17 protein-coding genes and 2 pseudogenes are annotated in these 19,568 nt (G+C 59.7%); 6 read left to right on the top strand and 13 right to left on the bottom strand.

Annotated elements, in window-relative coordinates; translation table 11 throughout:
* Positions 1–14: 14 nt before the first annotated feature.
* The gene (locus tag PPGU16_RS39750; RefSeq protein ID WP_224029979.1) at positions 15–524 is read left to right on the top strand and encodes a cation diffusion facilitator family transporter; all 510 of its coding nucleotides are present in this window, start codon (positions 15–17) and stop codon (positions 522–524) included.
* Between the two features lie 1,268 nt (positions 525–1,792).
* Positions 1,793–1,936, top strand: coding sequence for a hypothetical protein (locus PPGU16_RS39745; RefSeq protein WP_243460806.1), 144 nt, complete (start codon positions 1,793–1,795; stop codon positions 1,934–1,936).
* Positions 1,937–2,035: 99 nt separating this feature from the next.
* Here the strand turns inward: PPGU16_RS39745 and PPGU16_RS39740 are convergent, their stop codons facing one another.
* Together PPGU16_RS39740 and PPGU16_RS43300 are read right to left on the bottom strand one after the other, a co-directional pair.
* Entirely contained in the window at positions 2,036–2,230 is a 195-nt protein-coding gene (locus PPGU16_RS39740; RefSeq protein ID WP_042305867.1) for a hypothetical protein, read from the bottom strand.
* Positions 2,231–3,714: 1,484 nt separating this feature from the next.
* Positions 3,715–4,185, bottom strand: coding sequence for a chemotaxis protein CheB (locus PPGU16_RS43300; protein WP_350341210.1), 471 nt, complete (start codon positions 4,183–4,185; stop codon positions 3,715–3,717).
* Between the two features lie 462 nt (positions 4,186–4,647).
* Between PPGU16_RS43300 and PPGU16_RS39730 the strand changes: the two genes are divergently transcribed.
* On the top strand, positions 4,648–5,241 hold the full coding sequence (locus PPGU16_RS39730) for a hemerythrin domain-containing protein (RefSeq protein WP_180727573.1): 594 nt from the start codon (positions 4,648–4,650) through the stop codon (positions 5,239–5,241).
* 74 nt (positions 5,242–5,315) lie between these two features.
* Positions 5,316–5,855, top strand: coding sequence for a DUF4142 domain-containing protein (locus tag PPGU16_RS39725; protein ID WP_224030019.1), 540 nt, complete (start codon positions 5,316–5,318; stop codon positions 5,853–5,855).
* 84 nt (positions 5,856–5,939) lie between these two features.
* On the opposite strand, the pseudogene PPGU16_RS42915 reads toward PPGU16_RS39725, so the two are convergent.
* From PPGU16_RS42915 to PPGU16_RS39700, 9 genes and pseudogenes are all read right to left on the bottom strand, one after another.
* Positions 5,940–6,233, bottom strand: a pseudogene (locus tag PPGU16_RS42915) (manganese catalase family protein); the annotation flags it as partial.
* Between the two features lie 8 nt (positions 6,234–6,241).
* Positions 6,242–7,280, bottom strand: a pseudogene (locus tag PPGU16_RS39720) (zinc-dependent alcohol dehydrogenase).
* Positions 7,281–7,358: 78 nt separating this feature from the next.
* On the bottom strand, positions 7,359–7,853 hold the full coding sequence (locus tag PPGU16_RS39715) for a YciE/YciF ferroxidase family protein (RefSeq protein WP_180727571.1): 495 nt from the start codon (positions 7,851–7,853) through the stop codon (positions 7,359–7,361).
* Positions 7,854–8,193: 340 nt separating this feature from the next.
* Positions 8,194–9,429: a hybrid sensor histidine kinase/response regulator gene (locus tag PPGU16_RS42910; RefSeq protein ID WP_345961205.1), complete on the bottom strand. Its 1,236-nt coding sequence runs from the start codon at positions 9,427–9,429 to the stop codon at positions 8,194–8,196.
* Positions 9,426–10,046 carry a PAS domain-containing protein gene (locus PPGU16_RS42905; protein WP_345961204.1) on the bottom strand — a complete coding sequence of 207 codons (621 nt, stop codon included), beginning with the start codon at positions 10,044–10,046 and terminating at the stop codon, positions 9,426–9,428. The genes PPGU16_RS42910 and PPGU16_RS42905 overlap by 4 nt, the downstream gene beginning before the upstream one ends.
* Positions 9,985–11,223: a CheR family methyltransferase gene (locus tag PPGU16_RS42900; protein ID WP_243460805.1), complete on the bottom strand. Its 1,239-nt coding sequence runs from the start codon at positions 11,221–11,223 to the stop codon at positions 9,985–9,987. The genes PPGU16_RS42905 and PPGU16_RS42900 overlap by 62 nt, the downstream gene beginning before the upstream one ends.
* Positions 11,208–11,795, bottom strand: coding sequence for a protein-glutamate O-methyltransferase CheR (locus PPGU16_RS42895; protein ID WP_243460804.1), 588 nt, complete (start codon positions 11,793–11,795; stop codon positions 11,208–11,210). The genes PPGU16_RS42900 and PPGU16_RS42895 overlap by 16 nt, the downstream gene beginning before the upstream one ends.
* A 111-nt stretch (positions 11,796–11,906) precedes the next feature.
* Positions 11,907–12,626, bottom strand: coding sequence for a hypothetical protein (locus PPGU16_RS39705; RefSeq protein WP_180727570.1), 720 nt, complete (start codon positions 12,624–12,626; stop codon positions 11,907–11,909).
* A 585-nt stretch (positions 12,627–13,211) separates the two neighbouring features.
* On the bottom strand, positions 13,212–13,514 hold the full coding sequence (locus tag PPGU16_RS39700) for a hypothetical protein (RefSeq protein ID WP_180727569.1): 303 nt from the start codon (positions 13,512–13,514) through the stop codon (positions 13,212–13,214).
* Positions 13,515–13,516: 2 nt separating this feature from the next.
* Here PPGU16_RS39700 and PPGU16_RS39695 point away from each other — a divergent pair, with 2 nt between their 5' ends.
* Entirely contained in the window at positions 13,517–13,777 is a 261-nt protein-coding gene (locus PPGU16_RS39695; RefSeq protein WP_180727568.1) for a hypothetical protein, read from the top strand.
* A 592-nt stretch (positions 13,778–14,369) separates the two neighbouring features.
* On the opposite strand, the gene PPGU16_RS39690 is transcribed toward PPGU16_RS39695, so the two are convergent.
* Positions 14,370–15,236, bottom strand: a complete 867-nt coding sequence (locus tag PPGU16_RS39690; protein WP_180727567.1) for an SDR family oxidoreductase — start codon at positions 15,234–15,236, stop codon at positions 14,370–14,372.
* Positions 15,237–15,496: 260 nt separating this feature from the next.
* Here PPGU16_RS39690 and PPGU16_RS39685 point away from each other — a divergent pair, with 260 nt between their 5' ends.
* A complete protein-coding gene (locus PPGU16_RS39685; protein ID WP_434064463.1) occupies positions 15,497–17,296 on the top strand; it encodes a RecQ family ATP-dependent DNA helicase in 1,800 nt (599 codons plus the stop codon).
* Between the two features lie 1,094 nt (positions 17,297–18,390).
* Here PPGU16_RS39685 and PPGU16_RS39680 read toward each other — a convergent pair.
* The gene (locus PPGU16_RS39680; protein ID WP_180727716.1) at positions 18,391–19,479 is read right to left on the bottom strand and encodes a glycosyltransferase family 4 protein; all 1,089 of its coding nucleotides are present in this window, start codon (positions 19,477–19,479) and stop codon (positions 18,391–18,393) included.
* Positions 19,480–19,568 lie beyond the last annotated feature (89 nt).

The following is a 19,568-nucleotide window of genomic DNA, read 5'->3' as shown; positions in this document are numbered from 1 at the left end:
ATGATGGCGGCACAATGAAGGTCAGCCGAAGACGTAGCGCCTCCTCGACCCCTCGCGCGATCTACTATGCGCTCGCGCCCAACATCGCGGTGGCTGCCTGCAAATACGTGGTCGCGGTGCTGACAAATTCGGGAGCATCTCTGGCTGAAGCGATTCATTCAAGTGCCGGCTGCCTCAACCAGCTCATCATACTTTACGGCCACCGCCGCGCGCGCACAAAGCCGGATGAACAACATCCGTTTGGCTTTGGCCGCGAACAATACATCTACGGCATGCTTGTCGCGATGCAGCTTTTTGTTGCTGGCGGCCTTGCTTCTGTCGCCGTCGGAATCGTTCGCGCGCTTCGTTCGTCGCCACTCGACAGTCCATATCTCGCAGTCGGGGTCTGTCCGCGAAGCGATGGACAAATGGCTAAAGACGCGGCCCGAAATCCTGCAAGCGGTGAGCCTCGTGGTGCTGAAGTGGGCGGACGATCTCGTGATCGCCGTGCAGGCAGAGCTCGAGGTCGAAGGCAGCGCCAGTGACCTCGTTCGCACGATTGACCGCATCGAGAACGAACTGAAGTCGCAGTTTCCAGCCGCCCGATGGATCTACTTTGAACCGGAGCTTCGCGAACACGGGCGCAATCCGCTTTAAAGTCGATAAACGCCGAACTGAAGAGGGACGTCGGATAACCGCCTCGTATTTCGCCAGCAACTGTGTGCGTTGATAGTTTCGTCACGACTGGCTTGACCCGGCCGGTCTCCAGTTGTCGATCATTTCTGCTGCATCAGCCCTATCGCGCTGAATTAATCGCTCGCTAAGGACAAGGACAAACCCATCGAGGTCTCCGGTTCCGTGATTCGCGACAAAAGCAGACAATGTTTCTCCGATCGCCTGCATCAAGGAGGATCGAGTAAGGGTACTCGCAATCACCGACGACCCACGGGCTAATTCGAGAGTGTATCTGGTCTCAATCAGAGAGCGGGTAGCTTTGAGCCGACTGCTTTTCGCCACTCGCGTGTTTGCGCTTCTCTCAATCATTTCGTTTTTCGCCAACTACCAAGTGGACGCAAAGTACCAGTTGATCACGCGAATCTCCTCGTCCGCCCCAAAAAAATCGGCCGACGCGCAGCATCGGCCTTAAAGTGCCGAATTACGAGGGCACAGCCTTCGGCGACGCAAACGATGTCATGTTCTTTCTCGCGCCTCACCCGGAGTTTTCCCTCCCCTGCGAAAGTCAGGTCGCCGCCAATTAAATAATGCAATGCTGATGAATGTTACTAGATGATCTCCGGAAGCGGGAGACAAACTTCCTGTCGCTATCCGCCCGATAATTTGCCAGTCGCATTCGGACCGGCGGCAGCGCAATGCATCAAGGACGCGGAAACAGATGACTGACCTTCTCCTCCTATAAAGCCAAGGCCCCGAAAAATTCGTCCCCCAGTCAAGATACGCCTCTGCCCGATCCGCCGCCGCAATAAAGCGAACAAAACATTCAAAGCACCGTTAAACAAAGGCAATAAGACAGTACTTTGAGACGCATTTTCATAATCGTTCACAAAGGCGTGCAGTAATCATCACTTTCCGTCCGATCCTTTGTAAAACTGAACCAGTATCGGAATCTCCAGCAGTGGGTTAGTTTTTTGCAACGCCTGCTCGAGCGGTTAACTCTTGCGTCAATCTTTCATTTGCGGCATGACGTCACGCTGGTTATTGCAATGCGAAGCAACGCTAACGGCAACGGGCTGTGCGCTTGGCGCGGGCCGTCACCTGGAGCGTAACTGCGGCGACCGACCTGAAGCAGGATGTCGTGAGTGAAACGTTTATGGCGTACCTGATGGGCCCGGCAGTGATGTTGATGGTCGGCGTGGTGCTATGGCTTGCCCCCTCCACCACCCGAACGCATGCGAAGGAAGATCAAGCCGATAACTTGGTTCCCATTACGTCGACCTGATGCATCATCGGCATTGAGGGTTCAACCGGCGGACGGCAACGAGAGACCAGTCCGCTACCCACGTCAATTCGACGGCGGCGCTTCAGATGGATCGACATGTCAGTGCATGCGTGAAAGGGCACGAAGCAGGGAATCCCCCTCCTGTGTCACGCGAGGCAGCACGCCCCCTCCCGCCAACTGCTCCATTGCGACCAGCTGACGTTCGAGTAACGCGTCGAGTTCCGTCCGGTCGGCAATCTGGTCGGCGGAGTCCTTGACCAACATCAGGGTCGCAAATTCGTGAGCGCTAAGCATGCCTGCCTCCTGATAGATCGACTAGGTGCGATAGGGATCGCGCCGGTTAAGGCGTTCGCTTTTGGCGACGTATGGCCGGTGGCGCGTCTGGCTGCGATATGCGGTGGGAGTTGATAGTAAAAGGAAGGTCCGGGACGCGGCAATTCGGGTCGTCCCGCATAGTGGACATTCAGGCAGTTGCGCCTCGACAGATAGGGCGCCGACTATGCACATGTACCCGCTTGCGAACCCCAACTGCAGCAATCGGAAGAACCGGGCCCGAATCGATTCCAACTGTCGGCGAACTCACGGGCGAAATGAAAGCGTTCATGCTTCGTTGAGTTGCGTTAGCTTGAACTTGCTATTCCGAAGGTCTTCCGCACTTGCCGTATCGGACATCTTCGGGGCAAAACCTGCCGCTCAAACGGTGCAAGCGTGCTTTAGCATGATGGCGGATGCGTCACACTGTACGGCCAGATCTCCACTCTATCGATAACGCGCCTGCGCTTGCAGTTCCGACGGCCGAATGTGCAATGACTCCTTTCCCCGAATTACCTCATCTCGCCGTCCCCGAATTGCACGTTTTCGAGCAGGGGGAGGCTGGCATTGGGGCAACACCGTTCCGCGTGTCAGGGGATCTGGCTTCAAACTAATCGCCTTTAGCAAGAGAGCTTTCCTGGCCGAAGACGCCGCCCGCACCGACGGGAATCAGGCGCTGGCCGGCCTGCCAGACAACCATCCACCACGACCACGCCTGTATCCAAATCTCCCCGGAGATAGAAACAGGTCCCGGGCGCGCCCAACGCCACTTCGTAGGGGTACTATGAAGTGCCAGCCGGGCCGCACTCTTGCACTCCCTCTTTTTCGCTCACCAGCGATGCAGAAACGACGCCTCGCGCCGCAGCGATCCATTCGCTATCACGCGATCCATACAGCGTCACGGGTTGACCCACCACGGAGTGTTACTGTCACTTGCCTACCACCGCGACCGCTCGGATATTATCCTCGTCTACCAGTCCAAATTCCTCCACAACTCGGCCGAATCTTTGGCATACAGCCGCGAAATCGTCCCGTTCATCCTGCGAGAACTGAGAGAATGCGTGGATTATCATTGCGTTACCTCCTTCGTTGATCCAATGCCGGACAGCCGGGGTCACAATCGTCCTATCGGACGTTGTGGCCCGTGAGATTTCGTGGGCACGCTTCCACGGCTGGGCAAAAGAGAAAGCCCGGACGCGTCTGGGATCAGGTGTCGCGCACCGTGTTGCGAAGCAGGTCGTAAGCAGCGTCTTCGCCGCCGCAAGCCCTTCGATATGTGAGCTCATCTCTGCGCGTTCCAAAGGATCATCGATAGTTGTCGCCCGCTGTTTCGCAAGTGACAAACGCTCCTGCAGGCCTCGTACAACAGACCTAATGCGTTCTCAGTCTGCTCTCGCTGCACATCTTCGAGCGCCAGAGCGGAAAAGGCGTGACCGGTGCGACACCGGAATCGAGGTGGCGCATCTTCACCGATTCGCCAAACGACCCACCGCATTCCGGGCAGGTAAGGGGCTGCGCGTACCGATCGCTGCGATGTGGCGAATGTTCGACGGCTTGGTTTTCGCTCCCACCGGCTCATCCAATCGTTTCACGACGACTGCAGCGAGTTCCGCCACGCTGGCAACGATGTCAGCCCTAACCGCGCGGAGTGCATTTTCGGGCATCCCGGGTGCAGCCGATTCCGCTGGATCTTGTATGGCAACGAATCCGCCGCATGCATTGACTGCCTTTAGGCCCGCCGCACCGCCGTCGAGATGGCCAGTAAGGACAGTTCCGATAACGCGATGCCCGTAATTGATCGCAGCGGATCGAAACAAAGGGTCAGCCGCCGGGCGGGCGAAATTTTCTTTCGGCCCTGTGGTGCACGGCGTGTTGAACTCGCATAGCACAAGCTTTTTGCAGCAAATGTGGCAGGGTGCTGGCCTACGTGCCGACATGCATCACGACGAAAACCGATGCGGGCAAATCGGCTGGCCACGCAGATATCAGGTTTTGAGTGCGGACGGATCTCCGCTCGACGCCGCCACCACAATGATGTCATAACTCTTCACGGCATCTCTGCCAGATTTTCCATAACCGCACTCCGGGAAGGTGTGCCGCGTGTCTCTGACGGCGCATGACGTATGCGTGGGACTCGGCGCTGCGCCGGGTAACTCATAGCCCACGGTGCCGATCTTGGCTAACGGCAGCGAGGCAGCGTCAGACACGTGGGCGCCAACGCGAAGTGCCCTCTCGCGTCATTGAAACGATGCCCTTACCGACCCGGGTCTAGTTGCGGTATCAATGCAATAGCCAGGCAGCCATCTCGTTGTGATGTGCTGACAATACGTGGCCGAGCAACAGCGGGAATACCGGATGCTCGGTTACTGGCGTGCTTATGTCAGTCTTTGGAGACTTCCATGTCCACGCCAAAGGGGTCAATGTCGCCCGGTATCACGACGATGATCCGGCTTGACCACTCACACGTCATCCTGGCTTTCCATCGCTATCGCGCTGAAACTGCCTTGTGGCGTAAGCGGGCTATCGTTAATTCGATATGCAAGGCGCTTGAGATCCACGCGCAGCTCGAGGAAGAAATTTTTTATCCCGCTCTCGCTCGCGCCGAGCCGGGCAACGACGTACTGAAGAAAAGTCTTCCGGAGCATGAGCAAATGCGTGACGTCATCGCCAGGTTACGCGGCATGGGTCCCGAGAACGTGGAGTACGACGCGCTTTTCATGGAGCTGATACGCGACACGATGCACCATGTCGCTGATGAGGAGACCGTGTTGCTTCCGGCTGCCGAGCGATCCCTGAAAAGTGAGCTGCGTGTGCTTGGGGCCGAAATGACACGCCGACGTCTCGAACTGCTTCGGGAGCATCCGACGGAGATAGCGCTTGATACTGCGGGTACTTTTCCCGTCGCGACGTTGGTGCTCACCACCGTCGTGGCTCGTGCCGTCCTGCGCTTGCTCAAGGGCCGTCATCCCCTGTTATCCCGCCGTTCGCGCTGACTGGCGGGAGTTCGTGTCGCCATCCACATGTGCCCCGGCAGCCCCCGTCCCCCTTACGGAGAAAAAGCATGAGAATGAAGCATATTTTGATCATCACCGGTGTTGTCGCCGGATCTGTCATGTGCCCTGCCGGTGCGCAAACGCAGGCTGCCTCCACGACGGCGGCTAACCCGTTAGCTCAGGTCGATAAGGACTTCGTGCAAGCGGCATCAATGTCCTCGTCGACCGAAATCGACGCCGCGAAACTTGCGCAGAAGAACTCAGAGGACAAGGACGTTAAGTCTTTCGCGCACCATATGATGGCCGATCACACCAAGTTGACCGTGCAACTGAAAATGGCGGCGCCAAAGGGTGTTACTGTGCCAAAGGACAACTCCGACACGGCGGTCCTTGATTCGCTCAAGGGACTGAAGGGGAAGGAATTCGATCAGGCGTATATCCAGAAGGTGGGACTTGAGGGACACAAGCAGGCCATCTCTGCGTTTCAGAAGGAGATAACGAACGGACAGGACGCCAAGCTCAAGAAGGCAGCTCAGGACGCGATGCCAACCATCCAGGAACACTACCAACACGCGCAGTCGCTGGCGACACAGAAGGGTGTCGCCGCGCAATAGGTCTGGCGCCAGACATCCGTGCGCCCTTCAATAATGTTGCGGGGGCGTTGGCCGTAAGGAGAACGCTTCGCCCCGTTCCCAACTTTACTTTTTGGGTGATCCATCTTGTCCCGCGCCGAGATCGGCGCCCGTGACCGGGTCGCTTTCAACAACAGAGGCCGTACGCAATGCCATCGCGGTCAACACTTCAACTTGTTCAGGCCAGACCTGCACGCTGGCGAGACCGTCCCCACCGTCGACGGCTGGTTCGATCTTCTCAACAAACTCCTAGTGCGGGCCCTGGTTCCACGGACCCCGCGGCGCGTCATCGCCATCCGACATGTTGTAGTAGACGCTGGTGTATTCCGGTACGCCCGGCAATTTCCCTTGCGGAAAATTAGCTGGATCTAAGGTTTCAGTACAACCTTGATGCAACCGTCCTCCTTATCGCGAAATGTCTTGTACATAGCGGGCCCTTCTTCTAGCGACACCGTATGCGTGATCACGAATGAAGGATCGATCTGGCCTTCCTGAATCCGATGCAGCAGGTCGTCTGTCCATCGGTTGACATGGGTTTGCCCCATCTTCCACGTGAGTCCCTTGTTCATCGACGCCCCGAACGGAATCTTGTCGATCAGTCCGCCGTAGACGCCAGGCACCGACAGGATTCCCGCCGGACGGCACACATAGATCATTTCGCGCAGCACATGCGGACGGTCGGTCTCTAACATCACGGCCTGTTTGACGCGGTCATAAACGGCATCGAAAGAGCGCGTCGCATGGGACTCCATGCCCACCGCGTCGATACATTTCTCCGGCCCCTTTCCGTTAGTCAATTCCTGCACTGCGGATCGCCATTTGCCCTACGGGACCCGCACCCCAGATCGCGACCGTATCGTCAGGCTGGATATCGCAGTTCACGGCGGCCTGCCAACCGGTCGGAAAGATGTCACCGAGGAAAAGAACCTGCTCGTCGGTCAGTCCGTCGGGGATCTTGACGTGGGTCGTATCGGCCATGGGCACGCGCACGTATTCGGCCTGTCCACCTGCATAACCGCCTGTGAGATGCGAATAGCCGAACAGCCCCGCCGTCGTGTGGCCAAACACCTTGTCAGCTTTCGCTGCGTTGCGGTTGCTACCCTCGCAGACAGAGAAATTGCCACGCTCGCACTCGCCGCAGAAAATGGTGAACGGCACGACGACCCGATCGCCGACCTTCAGCTTGTGATTGTCTTTCCCGACGTCGACGACCTCGCCCATGAACTCGTGGCCCATGATGTCGCCACTCTCCATGGTGGGCATGAATCCATCGAAGAGATGCAGGTCGGAGCCGCAAATCGCGCAGGTCGATACCTTGATAATGGCGTCACGACCTTGCTCGATGATGGGATCGGGAACCGTGTCGCAACGAATGTCATGCTTGCCGTGCCAGCGCAATGCTCTCATGTGCATCTCCTACGGTATAAAGCAACCCGCCCCGCGGGGCGGCAATTCGACTTGTCCGCGCTGATCAGCCGGGAATCACTACTTTCCCATTGCCTCCGCTGCCACCTTCTCTACTGCCAGCAAGGAAAGAGCTTCGTCAGTCGCCTTCTCTTCCTGCAGCGTTTCGGCCAGAAGCTTCACTGCCTCCGTTTCGCCCAGCTGATTGCCCAGGGCGATCAGCGAGCCGTATGACGCGATTTCGTAGTGCTCGGCCTTTTGGGCTGCCGCAATGAGCGCGGTATCGAGGACGGGCCCCTTTTCAATTTCGTCAATCTCCTCCTGGCCCTCCTCGACAAGGCCTTCCATGGCGGCACACTTGATGCGCTTGAGCTTGATACCGCTCGTTTCGACGATCTGGTCGATTCTTTGAACCTGTCCCTGCGTTTCTACAAGGTGCTTTTCGAAGGCCGCCCGCAGGGCAGGATTCGTTGACGCGCGCGCCATCTTCGGGAGCGACTTTGTCATCTGTTTTTCGGCGCTATAGATATCTGATAGCGAATGAATGAACAGATCGTTGAGGGTCTTCGTAGGCATGATTGCTCCTTGGGTCTTGAAGCTGCGCCGGGGGTGGTGCAGCGTCTTTCATTGCGCATGACGTATGCCCGAAGACGTGGCGCGCCGAACTGGCGTATCCCGTTGATGGCGACTTCGATCGATCGCGACGCCGCCGGGACCAATGACCGGCATGCGGCCGCGCAGCACACTCGCAGGGGCAGGCTAAGCGCCACCGTGTTGTGGAACATTGAGCACGGCGGATGAGGGGCGCTGCAGGTCGGTGCTCAGTGTGCCCCGCCATTCGGGGACGGCAAAAGTACGCGAACCGGGTTGCGAGCCGAAGTGTCCGACGAGCACGGCCAGACCTTTCCCGCCGGGACTACCCGGCGAGCAGCCGTATGAGCTCGTCGGCTTCCACAGGCTTGGTGAGATGGTGGTCGAACCCGGCCTCCGCCGAGCGGATACGATCCGCCGGCGAACCATATCCGGTGACCGCGATGAGCGTCATACCCTCACTCGCTCCTGACTCGCGCAATTGCCGCGCAACCTCGTATCCGTCCATGTCGGGCAGTCCAATGTCGAGCAGGATAATATCCGGGCTGTAGGTTGTCACGGCGGCCATTCCGGAAGCACCGTCGGCACGTGTCTCGACCTCGTGTCCCTGCATGGTCAGAAGTATCGCCAGCGCTTCTGCTGCATCGACGTTGTCGTCGACAATGAGGATTCGCTTCGGGAGGTCGGCTCCCGAGGGTGCGGACTCCACCAGGATGTCTTTCGCTGCTTTTGGCGCTGCATCCAGTGGCAGGTCAATGATGAACTCGCTGCCGGTCACGCCGTCGCTGATGGCTCTCACCGAGCCGCCATGCAACTCGACGAGACGTTTAACCACCGATAGCCCCACGCCGAGCCCATTGTTGCGCCGCCCGCCGGAGGCGGGGCCCTGAACGAACATCTCGAAAAGAGTCCCCAGCATCGCGGGCGCAATCCCTCGCCCATTGTCCTTGATGCTCAGCAGCAGCCGATGCGCCGTTGTCGTCGCGCTCAGTCTGATCGACCCGCCGAACGCAGTGAACTTCGCTGCGTTGATGACGATATTCTCGATGACCTGCGACAGGCGGGTCGCATCCACATATAAAAGGACGGGTTCTGCCGGCAACGAAACAGACAGGCTATGGCGCCGTTCGTCGACGATTGGCTGGCAAACCTCGATCGCGCTCTGCACCACCGTTTTGAGCAAGACCGTCTGGCGGTTGAGCTCGATATTGCCGGTTGTGATTCGCGTGAGATCGAGCATGTCATTCACCAGAAGCATTAACGCCCTTCCCTGACGCTCAATGACTCCCGTGGCCCAGCTCTTCCGCGCATCGTCGCTGGCTGCCGATCTCAGCAGAGTCGTCGCCGATACAAGTGCCGCGAGCGGGTTGCGCAGCTCATGTCCAAGCACGGCGAGAAATTCGTTCTTGCGGTGGTCGGCCTGTGCCAGTTGCTCCGCCCGCTCGCGCAGGTAGGCGTTGCTCATGCTGCGCTCGGTCAGGTCGCGCTCGGTGGACGCCACGCCGGTGACGTTGCCCACGTCATCCCGCAGTATCGACATCGTCAGCCAGATATCGATCACGCGCCCATCTTTGGCCACCCGTCGCGTTTCATACGAGTGCGACGCTTCGTTATGGAGCGCATGCTGGATGAAGTCGAGATGATCCTGTCTGGCGCCGGCTGGAAGCAGATCCGACACGGACATCGCAATGCTTCCGTTTCGCTGTACCCGTACATCGTGGTAGCGGCCTTGTTCCAGGCGAGAAAGTGGCCCGTGCGGTCGAATATCGTGACGGCATCGTTCGAATCCTGAACGACTGCCGCAAGGCGTCGGGCCCGCTCGTCGAGACGCTTGACATGAGTGATGTCAGTCCACGTGATGACGGCACCCGCAGCTGGTCTGTTGCGGACGGTTGCGTACGGCGTAATCCGGCGGACATACCACTGGCCGGTAGCCGTTTCGATTTCGCGCTCCGCCTGTCCGGTCACACCAGAAAGCACCTGATCCACGTCGGGCATCAATGCGTCGCCCAGCGGTGCGCCAAGCACCTCTGCGATGGCGCGCCCGGTGTCGGGCGACGCGAGCCCAAACATGGCGCCCGCGCTAGGCGTAAATCGCTTGATCAGCCCTTGGCGGTCAAGTAGTAACGTGGCGATTTCCGTACTTGCCAGAAGATTCGTGACGTCCTCGGTGAGCACCTCCAGCTGCTCGACCTTCTGCTCGAAGTTGCCAGTTCACCTGGTTTAGCTGCTCGTTGACCGCCTGCAACTCTTCTTTTGATGTTTCAAGTTCCTCGTTCGCCGAACGCAACTCCTCGTTCATTGAGAGAATCTCTTCGTTCGACACCCTCAGTTCACTGTTGCTTTCTTCAAGATCCTCGATGGTGCTGCCCAACGCTGCCTGCGTCGTGCGCAGTTCGCTCTCAAGGTGCCACAGGTCCGAATCGACGCCCGTCGGAGCGGGTACAACGGGCCGGTCAATCATCGGCACCCGCGCGAAGATCACAAGCAGCGCCTGGCCTGAGTGCGCTGTGTCGAAAGGCTGTGTAACTGTGATCTTGATGGGCGCCGCGTCCCCGTTCGTCACAATTTCGCTGACAGGCGTAGCCGACCCGTTCTCCCCCGCGCGGCGCAGTGCAATCCGTAGCTTCAGCCGCAGGTTTTCGCGTGCCATGTCGAGAACGTTGCCCGTCGGCTCGCCCGCCGGCTGCCCCAGATACTCATCCGCGGCGCCGCTTACGTAAAGCACCTGGTGCGCCGGATTGACGAGTACGGACGCGGCGTGATGCTCGGCCAGCAGGGTCGCGTTGACGAGTTCCGCGTATCCCTTGTTTCTGGCGCCGACGCGGCTAGCTGGCTGAAATTCTTCACGACGTATTGGGCGGGCCGAAAAGCGGTACCCGGAAATCCCTGGCGTTGCGACGGGACTGCGCTGATAGATGCGCCAGGCCTTCGAAACCTCCTGGAACTGGATCGAATCGGGATCAGTGCTTTCCGAGCGCCCAAGAAACAGATACCGCTTCGGGTTCAGCGAGAAATGAAACAGCTCGAATACGCGCTGCTGCGCCTCCGGTTCGAGGTAGATCAGCAGATTGCGGCAACTGATCAGATCGACCCGCGAAAATGGCGGGTCGGCGATCAGGTTCTGCGGCGTGAAAAGAACCGCCTCGCGCAGTTCCTGCCGGACCTGATACCCATCGCCGTGCATATGGAAAAACCGCGCCAGGCGCCGCTCGCCAAGCGGCAATGCGACGCCTGGCGCGTAGACACCCGAGCGCGCCCGTGCCAGTGCGGCGCGATTGACGTCGGAAGCAAGGATCTTGAACTTCCGCGAGGCGTTCTGCTTCTCGATCTCCTCGGTCAGCAGAATCGCCATCGAATACGCTTCCTCACCTGTTGCGCAGCCCGGCACCCCCAGACCCGTAACGGCTGGTCTCCTTCCGGCTCGGCAAGAAGGCTGGCGAGGACGCGCTCCGAGAGCACCTGCCAGGCTTCGGGATCGCGGAAAAACTCGGTCACGCCAATCACCATGTCCAGGCTGAGCGCCTCCGCTTCGTCGACGTCATTTCTCAGGATGTCGCAATAGGCGTCGAGCGTACTGACGCGCTTGACCGTCATGCGACGCGCGATGCGCCGCTCCAGCGTGCCCCGCTTGTAGCCCCGGAATTCGGAGCCGGCCTGGGCCAGCGCTCGAAGCACAGGCTCGAGATCGGGCGAACGCCCGTGGGCGCCGGCTGCTGGAAATGTCACGCTTTTCGACCGGTCGATGTACTCGGTCAACGCGGCCGCCATTTTTTCGACGGGCAACACATAGTCGACCAGTCCCGTGGCGATGGCTTGGCTTGGCTTGGCATCGTGCTGTGCTCGGCGGTCTCGGGATCCTGCGCCATCACCCCAGCTTCCCCCCTTACGCCACGCCGCATATTGGCGAAGGACGCGCAACCGCATCCCTCACCGCCGGTTGGAGCGAGGTAGAGATGCGATCGTACCCCGATAGCACCTCTACTGTATCCGTGTCCGAGGCACGCCGCAGAAATCAATCAACCGCATCAGATTTTTTCAAGGGGCGGTGCGGCCCGAGACCGTGGAGCGAGGCGGGTCGCGCAGGACCGGGCGATTATCGGTTGACACTCCGGCAGCCTCCTCGAACGGTGGTTGATGCTTGAACCCCGCGTGCCCTGAGACGATGGCGATGATAGCGCCGACAATCAGCGCCGCAAACGAGAACCACGAAGCACGCGCTACGTTGCGCGCAGCGGTGTCTGCTGCCTGACGCGCGTCGGCTTGCGCCTGTGGACTGGACGCCGCAGCAGTCGCAGACGCGACCGCACCCTGGAGCTGTTGAGGCAGCGCGCCCGCCATCGTGCCAACTGTCCCCGGCCGGTCTGCGGTAGCAGCGACTGTCACGCCCGCCGACGCGACGCTTCCGGCTGCTCCCACAGCGGTGCCGAACAGGGAAGCTGCTCCATAGGCGACGAGGAGAATCATGACTGCCCACGCTAGCAGGCCGTGAAGCCATCCAAGAACGGGGGCGCAGCGACCGGCGAAATAAGCGCCGACAAACACTGCGATTACCGTCATCACGATCAGATATGCGCCGGAGCCGAATCCGTATCCTTCCAGCGGGTTGTAACGTGAAAGCGGTGCGAATGCTGACGTGCCGATCGCCGTGCCAAGCACGGTGAGAACGAGATACACGATCAGCGACAGAATGACGCCTGTAAATACGGAGCCCCATGACACGCGAGGTAGTCCGCTTTGGGTGATGAGCAGTTTCATGGCCGGGCCTTGATAGTTTGAACACCAAAGAGATTTGAACCCAAGATGACTTGTGTTCATAGACACTGGCGCAATGGATGTTCCACGACCACGGACTATCAGTTTCGCGACGAATGGTGTCGTAAACCCAGGGTGATCCTGCTTACGAGATGCGCGATTAATTCGCGCGGAAGTGCGCGGTGCAGACCAGGATGGCTCTCGACGATCGCGTTTAGTGAACCTTCAAACAGCACCTCGCGATCCTATCGAATGGGCTGCAGGTGCTCGGCACGCACCCGCCCATGAAGATGTCGGCGGATGCGTCGTATTTCGAGCGCGGAGAAGCGTGGGGTTTGTCGATGCAGCCGAAAAATGGAAGACGAAGCTCGGCGAACGTTATGGCTTGTGAGGCCGGTTCCGGCCCCGAATAGCAAACCGGCAGCGCAATTCTACGTCGCCAGTTGCTGCGGATGCCCTCGGGGCCTTCCCGATCCGCGAGCTTTGCCCTGGAACGCCCAATGCGGCATCACGCTAGCCTACCCTTGCGCAGGAGCCGATGACGCGCGTCTTTACAGATAACCCAGGCCTTATCCGCACGCACGCAGATCAAAGCCAGTCGCGCGCCATGTCGTACACCGGATCAAAGAGGCCGTCGGCCCCGTCGAGCGTGCGGATCGTCGTCGCCGGCTTGAAACGAAGCATGACGAGGTAAAAGTCGACCCCAAGGGGACCGTGATGCAGAAGCCGCACGGCAATATGGATGAAATGTTGATTCCCAAAGGCAAGGATCCCCCGGAACAGGATCCCTGCGTGCCGGAACAAGATCGCGTCGATCCCGGCTCGCCGCCCGTCGAAGAGGATGAGCAGCGCGGCCTCAACGACCGGACGTATGGAAATTGACGGAGACACGTATGAACAGAATCTTTTCTATTGTAGGAGCACTGGGCTATGTTTTCGCCATGAGCGCCGGCGCCCAGCAGACTCAAGGGAAGCCGCCCTCCGGCAGCGATGCGATCACCGTACAGTCCGGCGACGCCGGTAAGGCGCTGACCGACAAGGCCGAGAAGTCAGGGACGAAGAACCAGGAGGGAACGTTGATGGATAAGCGGGCTAAAGCCTTATCCCCTCAATCTGCGTCATCCGCTGGCAAGACGGGGGAAGTCAGGCAGTGAGTGACCCTGACAGGTACGGGCGACCGAGCACTTGAGCACCGGCGAACGGCCACCCGACGGACAGGAAACCGCACTACGACAGTCCAAATTCTAACAACATGCCGTCTGCCCGCCGCATACGCGCGACAGGCGGGCCGCGTCGTTGCCCGGCGAAGTATTCCCATGTGCCTTGAGCACGAGGGGGTGGGTGGAAGTTGTTTTGGCGCCCCGGCGCCCGGAGTCAATCATGTGCAGGCTTTTTTTCATCCTGGCGCTGGCGGCTGGCATTTCAGCATGCGTATCCGCTTCCGCCCAATGACAACGGCTACCCAGCTTACGGCACAGGCTATTACGCGCCCGGGCCAGCCATTGGCGTGGGCGTGGGAGGCGGCTCGTTCGGCGGTGGAGTGGGCGTCGGCCTGGGTGTCGGGTTCTGAGTGTCAGGTTCCGGGTGTTAGAGCCAACTGGGTCCGTTGATCGACTATCGTGGTCTGCGGTCTACGGGGCCGGTCATGTGATGTCGCGACGGCGCCGCATCCTGCCTGGCGGCAGACGCCGCCTGCCCCGGGGACCTCCATCCCGGCACGCCGACGCGACTCCGGCTGCACACACGCTAGAGAATCGGCGCGCCACCCGTTACGGCGATCGTTGCCCCCGATACGTAGCTGGCTTCGTCTGTAGCGAGCATCACATAAGCGCACGCGAGTTCAACGGGCTGGCCCGGCCGCTCCATCGGCACCTGCTTGCCGAAGTTCTCGACTTTTTCCTTTGGCATTGTCGACGGAATCAGCGGCGTCCAGATCGGCCCAGGCGCGACGCAATTAACGCGAAGGCCCTGCCTTGCGAGCAATTGGGCAAGACCGCCCGTGAAGTTCTGGATAGCGCCCTTCGTGGTCGCATACGCGAGAAGCCCCGGATTGGGTTTATCCGCATTGATCGATGTCGTGTTAATGATCGAGCCGCCCGGTTTCATATGCCTGACGGCCGAGCGAACGATCCTGAACATAGCACCGATGTTCGTATCGAACGTCGTGTTCCATTCTTCATCGGTGATTTCATCGAGTGAATCGTAGGTCATCTGATAGGCCGCGTTGTTGACGATGATGTCAATCCGGCCGAACTCGCTCATCGCGCGCTCGACGATCCCGTTGCAATGCGCGGTGCTTCTGATGTCGCCCGGTATCAGCACCGCGCGGCGGCCCGCTTTTTCGACCCAGCGCTGTGTCTCCTGTGCATCATCGTGCTCGTTCAGATAGGAGATCAGCACGTCCGCCCCCTCGCGCGCGAATGCAATCGCTACCGCGCGTCCGATGCCGCTGTCGCCGCCCGTGATGATCGCAGCCTTCCCCGCAAGCCGGCCGTGTCCCACATAACTCTCTTCACCGTGGTCGGGCTGTGGGTCCATCGGCGCGGTGAGGCCGGGGACATTGGCCTGCTGTTGCGACGGGAATGGTGGTACTGCATGTTTGGTCGCGGTCATAGCTTTCTCCAGGAAATCGTCGCGCTTTCCGGCTGCGCGGCTGGTATCAGTACGCCATGTGACTAGCAAACGCCTGGCCCGCCAAAGCCGAAACGCGCTACATGGCCATCCCGTCTGCTCATAAGGACTACCTTTCGCAAAGGCCATCCAGCGCGCGTGGTCCTGGGGAATGCCCATTGCTCGTTACAGGAATGAGATCGCCGACCAGGCAACGACCAGCGTGACGCGGCAAGCCGCGCGACATTCAGAGGAACACATCGGTGCCAGCTTCGACGAAACCAACCCTGCAGGCCATGCGCCGGACACTGAGCGACGTCTTCGGTCTCGAATCTCTGCGGCCAGGTCAGCGCGAGATCATCGAGAGCGTGATGCACGGGCGCGACACTTTGGCCATCATGCCGACGGGCGCCGGTAAATCGCTTTGCTACCAGTTGCCGGCGCTGCACCTGAACGGCCTGACGCTGGTCGTGTCGCCGTTGATCGCGCTGATGAAAGATCAACGCGACAAGCTTCTCGCAGCGAACGTCGAGGCACTGCAGATCAACAGCACGCTAAACGCCGCCGAGGAGCGGCAAGCGTACGAAGAGCTAAAAACGGCATCGCGTGCAATCGTCTTCGTGACGCCCGAACAACTCACCAAGCCAGCACTGCTGGACGCGCTCCGCGGACGGGATGACCCCTACGCGCGGGGACGCAGTGCACGGCGTGGCGAGGTACGGCGGGTAAGTCTGATTGTGGTTGACGAAGCCCACTGCATTTCGCAGTGGGGACATGATTTCAGACCCGCGTTCCTGCAGATCGCCGAAGCCGCGAGCAGTATTGGAAGTCCGCCCGTCCTCGCGCTCACCGCCACGGCGACGACGGCGGTCGTCAAAGATATCGTACGCACGCTCGGCATGCGCGATCCACGCGTGCTGCACAAAGGCGTCTACCGGTCGAACTTGCATTACAGCGTCCTTCAGGTGTCGGTCGCTGGCGGCAAAGGACGCGCGTCAGCGCGTTCTGCACAGGCCAAGCTCACTGCGCTTCGGACCTTGCTCGAATCGCGCAGCGACGCCGGTATTATCTATACGGCAACGGTGCGCGAAGCGGAACGTCTGGCGGCAGCGATTCGCGAATGGGGGGTGCCTGCCGCGCTCTACCACGGACGGATCAGTTCCCGGCAGCGGCACGACGCGCAGGACGGCTTCATGCGTGGCGACGTGCGCGTGATGGTTGCGACCAACGCATTCGGCATGGGCATCGACAAGGCTGACATACGCTTTGTCGTGCATGACCAGATGCCAGGGAGCATCGGTGCGTACTATCAGGAGACCGGGCGAGCCGGACGCGACGGCGAAGCAGCCGATTGCGTGTTGCTGTTCGATCTCAACGACAGGCGTATCCAGCAATTTCTGCAGCTCGGTCGCTACCCCGGGCGTGAACTCATCGAGCGCGTGCGCGAAGCGCTGCGAAAGCATGACGGCGTATCGACGACGGGCGTGAGTGTGGACGAACTCGCACGCATTCTCGGCGATGTCGGGCGAAACAAACTCCAGGTTGCGCTCAAGATACTGCTCGACGCCGGGCTCGTGCGTCGCAATCGCGCGCGCCGCTATCTGCTGCGCGATGGCGCTCCTGGCGGCGATGCCCTCTCAGCATCGCTCCACCGCTACGACGAACAGGCGAAGCGCGATCGCGACGCACTTCAACAGATGATCGACTATGCGCAAACGGGCCGCTGCCGCTGGAACACAATCCTCGAGCATTTCGGTTATGGCGACGAACTCGAACAGTGCGGCACGTGCGACAACTGCCGTAACCCGCCGCATGTCGAACCTGTCCGCGAGCCCGTTCTCGAAGGCCGGATGATGGATGCCGCGCGCGAGACGCCTCACGCGCAGCGCAGCTTTGTGCGTGGCCAGTCCGTGCGAGTGCGTAAGTTTGGCATCGGCCAGGTCACCTTTGCGACGATGGATCAGGTTGCCGTACTGTTTTCTGATGGGACGACGCGCACGTTCCTCGCGCGATTCGTCAGGGCTGCGGACGCGACGCACAACGCAGCCGATAGCCGACGCTGACCGTCGCTAGAAGCCGGGACGCAGAGGCGGTGCCTCCATGGCTTCCTCCTGTCCGACCTGCTTGATTTCCAGCTTCAGATCCTGTGGCGCTCACGCAGCACAACCGGGCGCTCCTGGCGAGTCGCCGGGCGCAAGAGAATTACTAACCTGTCGAGCTTGAAAGAGCGCGTAGGCGCCTACGGTGGCCGGGGACATGGCAAACAGCGACGAACCCCTTATGATCGACCGCGGAGCCGCCCTCGAAGCAATCATTCACATGCAACGGACCATTGACAGCAAGACCGCGCTCAGCCATACCATAACCTGGTATTCTAGCATCCAGTTCTTCATTTGGACTCCTGAAAGATAGCCTAAAAAATAAATCCATGGACGCGTTTGCCACAGCGTTTCCTTCGCATGCGAAACAGGCACCGGCAACACTTACTTGACGGTCACCGCTCCCGAGCGCGACTTGCAGCAGCGAGGAGAGGTTGTCCGGACATCGTCAACCAGCGAAACCGTCGGCAAAGTTTCGCGACCCGCATGTTGTTGACGTCGGCGCGCTGACCGGCGACCTCGTTCGCTCATCGCATATTCAACCGCGTAACCGGTCCAGGAAACTCGCATCGTCCATGCAGGGCGGTGGGGAAGTACCTGAAGGAGACAGCGACCATGACGCTATCCAGCCTTTTGCGGCAACCGGCCGAACTCCCGTGAGTGGCTGCTCGTTACAACCAGAGACAACCAAATCTCTTATGACACGTTGCTCAAACTGTGCGTATGCGTGGGCATTTTAAGGGACATGAAGTCGGTGCGAGGACTGTCTAGCGTTTGCTCAACTCTCGGAGGCTGCCCGGGCAACCGGTTCGTTTAGCGATATCAGTAGTTCCTGAACACAGTTTGCATAATGTAATTTAGCAACGTTTTGGGGCCAGATCATCCGTTACTTTCCAACCATTTTCGGCTTAGCTTTCGCTGGCAGCAACCTCGGTGATTATGATAATACCGTCTATACACGGTTTATAAAAAGCCGCAGCTGCCTAGGCTCGAATGCCTCTGAAGCCGGCTCATCTGCGCGAGTAAGGCAGCAACCGGCTAGGCCATCTCCAAAAGGTTCATGGCTCCAAGACACCGTCGTGTCCGACTCCCGCGACGGCCCGAAGCAACGGCGGGTGACGGGCCACGGTCAAGCCCGTGTAGACATCGAGGTATCGCAGCGCCATCGTCCTGGATGTGAAGCGATTTTCGAACTGATCCCGCACTCTGCTACGCGAAAGACCATCGAGTTGCGCCACTGCGCGCACTGCTTCGGTTACATCGCCCACAATGTATCCGGTCACGCCGTGCTCAACCACTTCCGCTGTCGAACCGCGATTGAACGCGATAACGGGCGTGCCACACGCCATCGCCTCTATCATCGCCAGACCGAAGGGTTCGGGCCAGTCAATGGGAAACAGCAGCGCACGGGCGCCTGACAGGAACGCGGGTTTCTCGGCCTCATTTATCTCGCCGAGGAAGTCGACGTGAGGCTGCGCCAGCAGCGGCTCGATTACGCTGCGGAAATAGGCTTCGTCAGCCTTGTCCACTTTCGCGGCAATCTTGAGAAGCATACCGGCCCGGCCGGCAATTTCGATAGCCAGATCAGCGCGCTTTTCCGGACTGATCCGGCCCAAGAAGGCCAGATACGTTGGCTGCACGTGCGGCAGCGGCGTCAGCAGCGACGCTGGCACCCCGTGGGGGATCGTATCAAGCCAGTTCGCGCTGGGAAGCGGCGCCCGCTGCGACTCGGAGATTGACACTACCGGTGCCTCGGAAAATACATCGAACACTGGCCGCAGTTCCGGCAGATCGAGACGGCCGTGCAATGTGGTCAGGAACGGTGTACCAGGCTGCGAGAAGACCGGGAACGGCAAGTAGCTGAGATGGAAATGCAGTATGTCAAAGTCGGGAGCTTTGCGACGAACCTGTTCAAGCATCACGAGGTGCGGCGCAAGCGGATCGCAAACTGACGGATCGGAACGTAGCGACTGCGGCCACGCTACCTCGAGGTGTGCCCGGGTGCGCGAGTCGCCACTCGCGAACAGCGTGACATCATGGCCGAGGTCGATCAGGGCTTCCGTCAAATACGAAACTACTCTTTCTGTTCCTCCATAAAGCGCAGGGGGTACTGCCTCGTCTAAAGGCGCGATCTGTGCAATACGCATTGGGCGACTCCATTGCAAACCGATATCGGCGAGCACGCGGGCGACCAAGGCAAACCTGACGCTGTTTTCTGTCATAACCCTGCGTAAGT

Source organism: Paraburkholderia largidicola (assembly GCF_013426895.1).
GTDB classification, from domain to species: Bacteria; Pseudomonadota; Gammaproteobacteria; order Burkholderiales; family Burkholderiaceae; genus Paraburkholderia; species Paraburkholderia largidicola.
The sequence above is the reverse complement of the archived record's forward strand: the minus strand, read 5'-3'. Positions and strand labels throughout refer to the sequence as shown.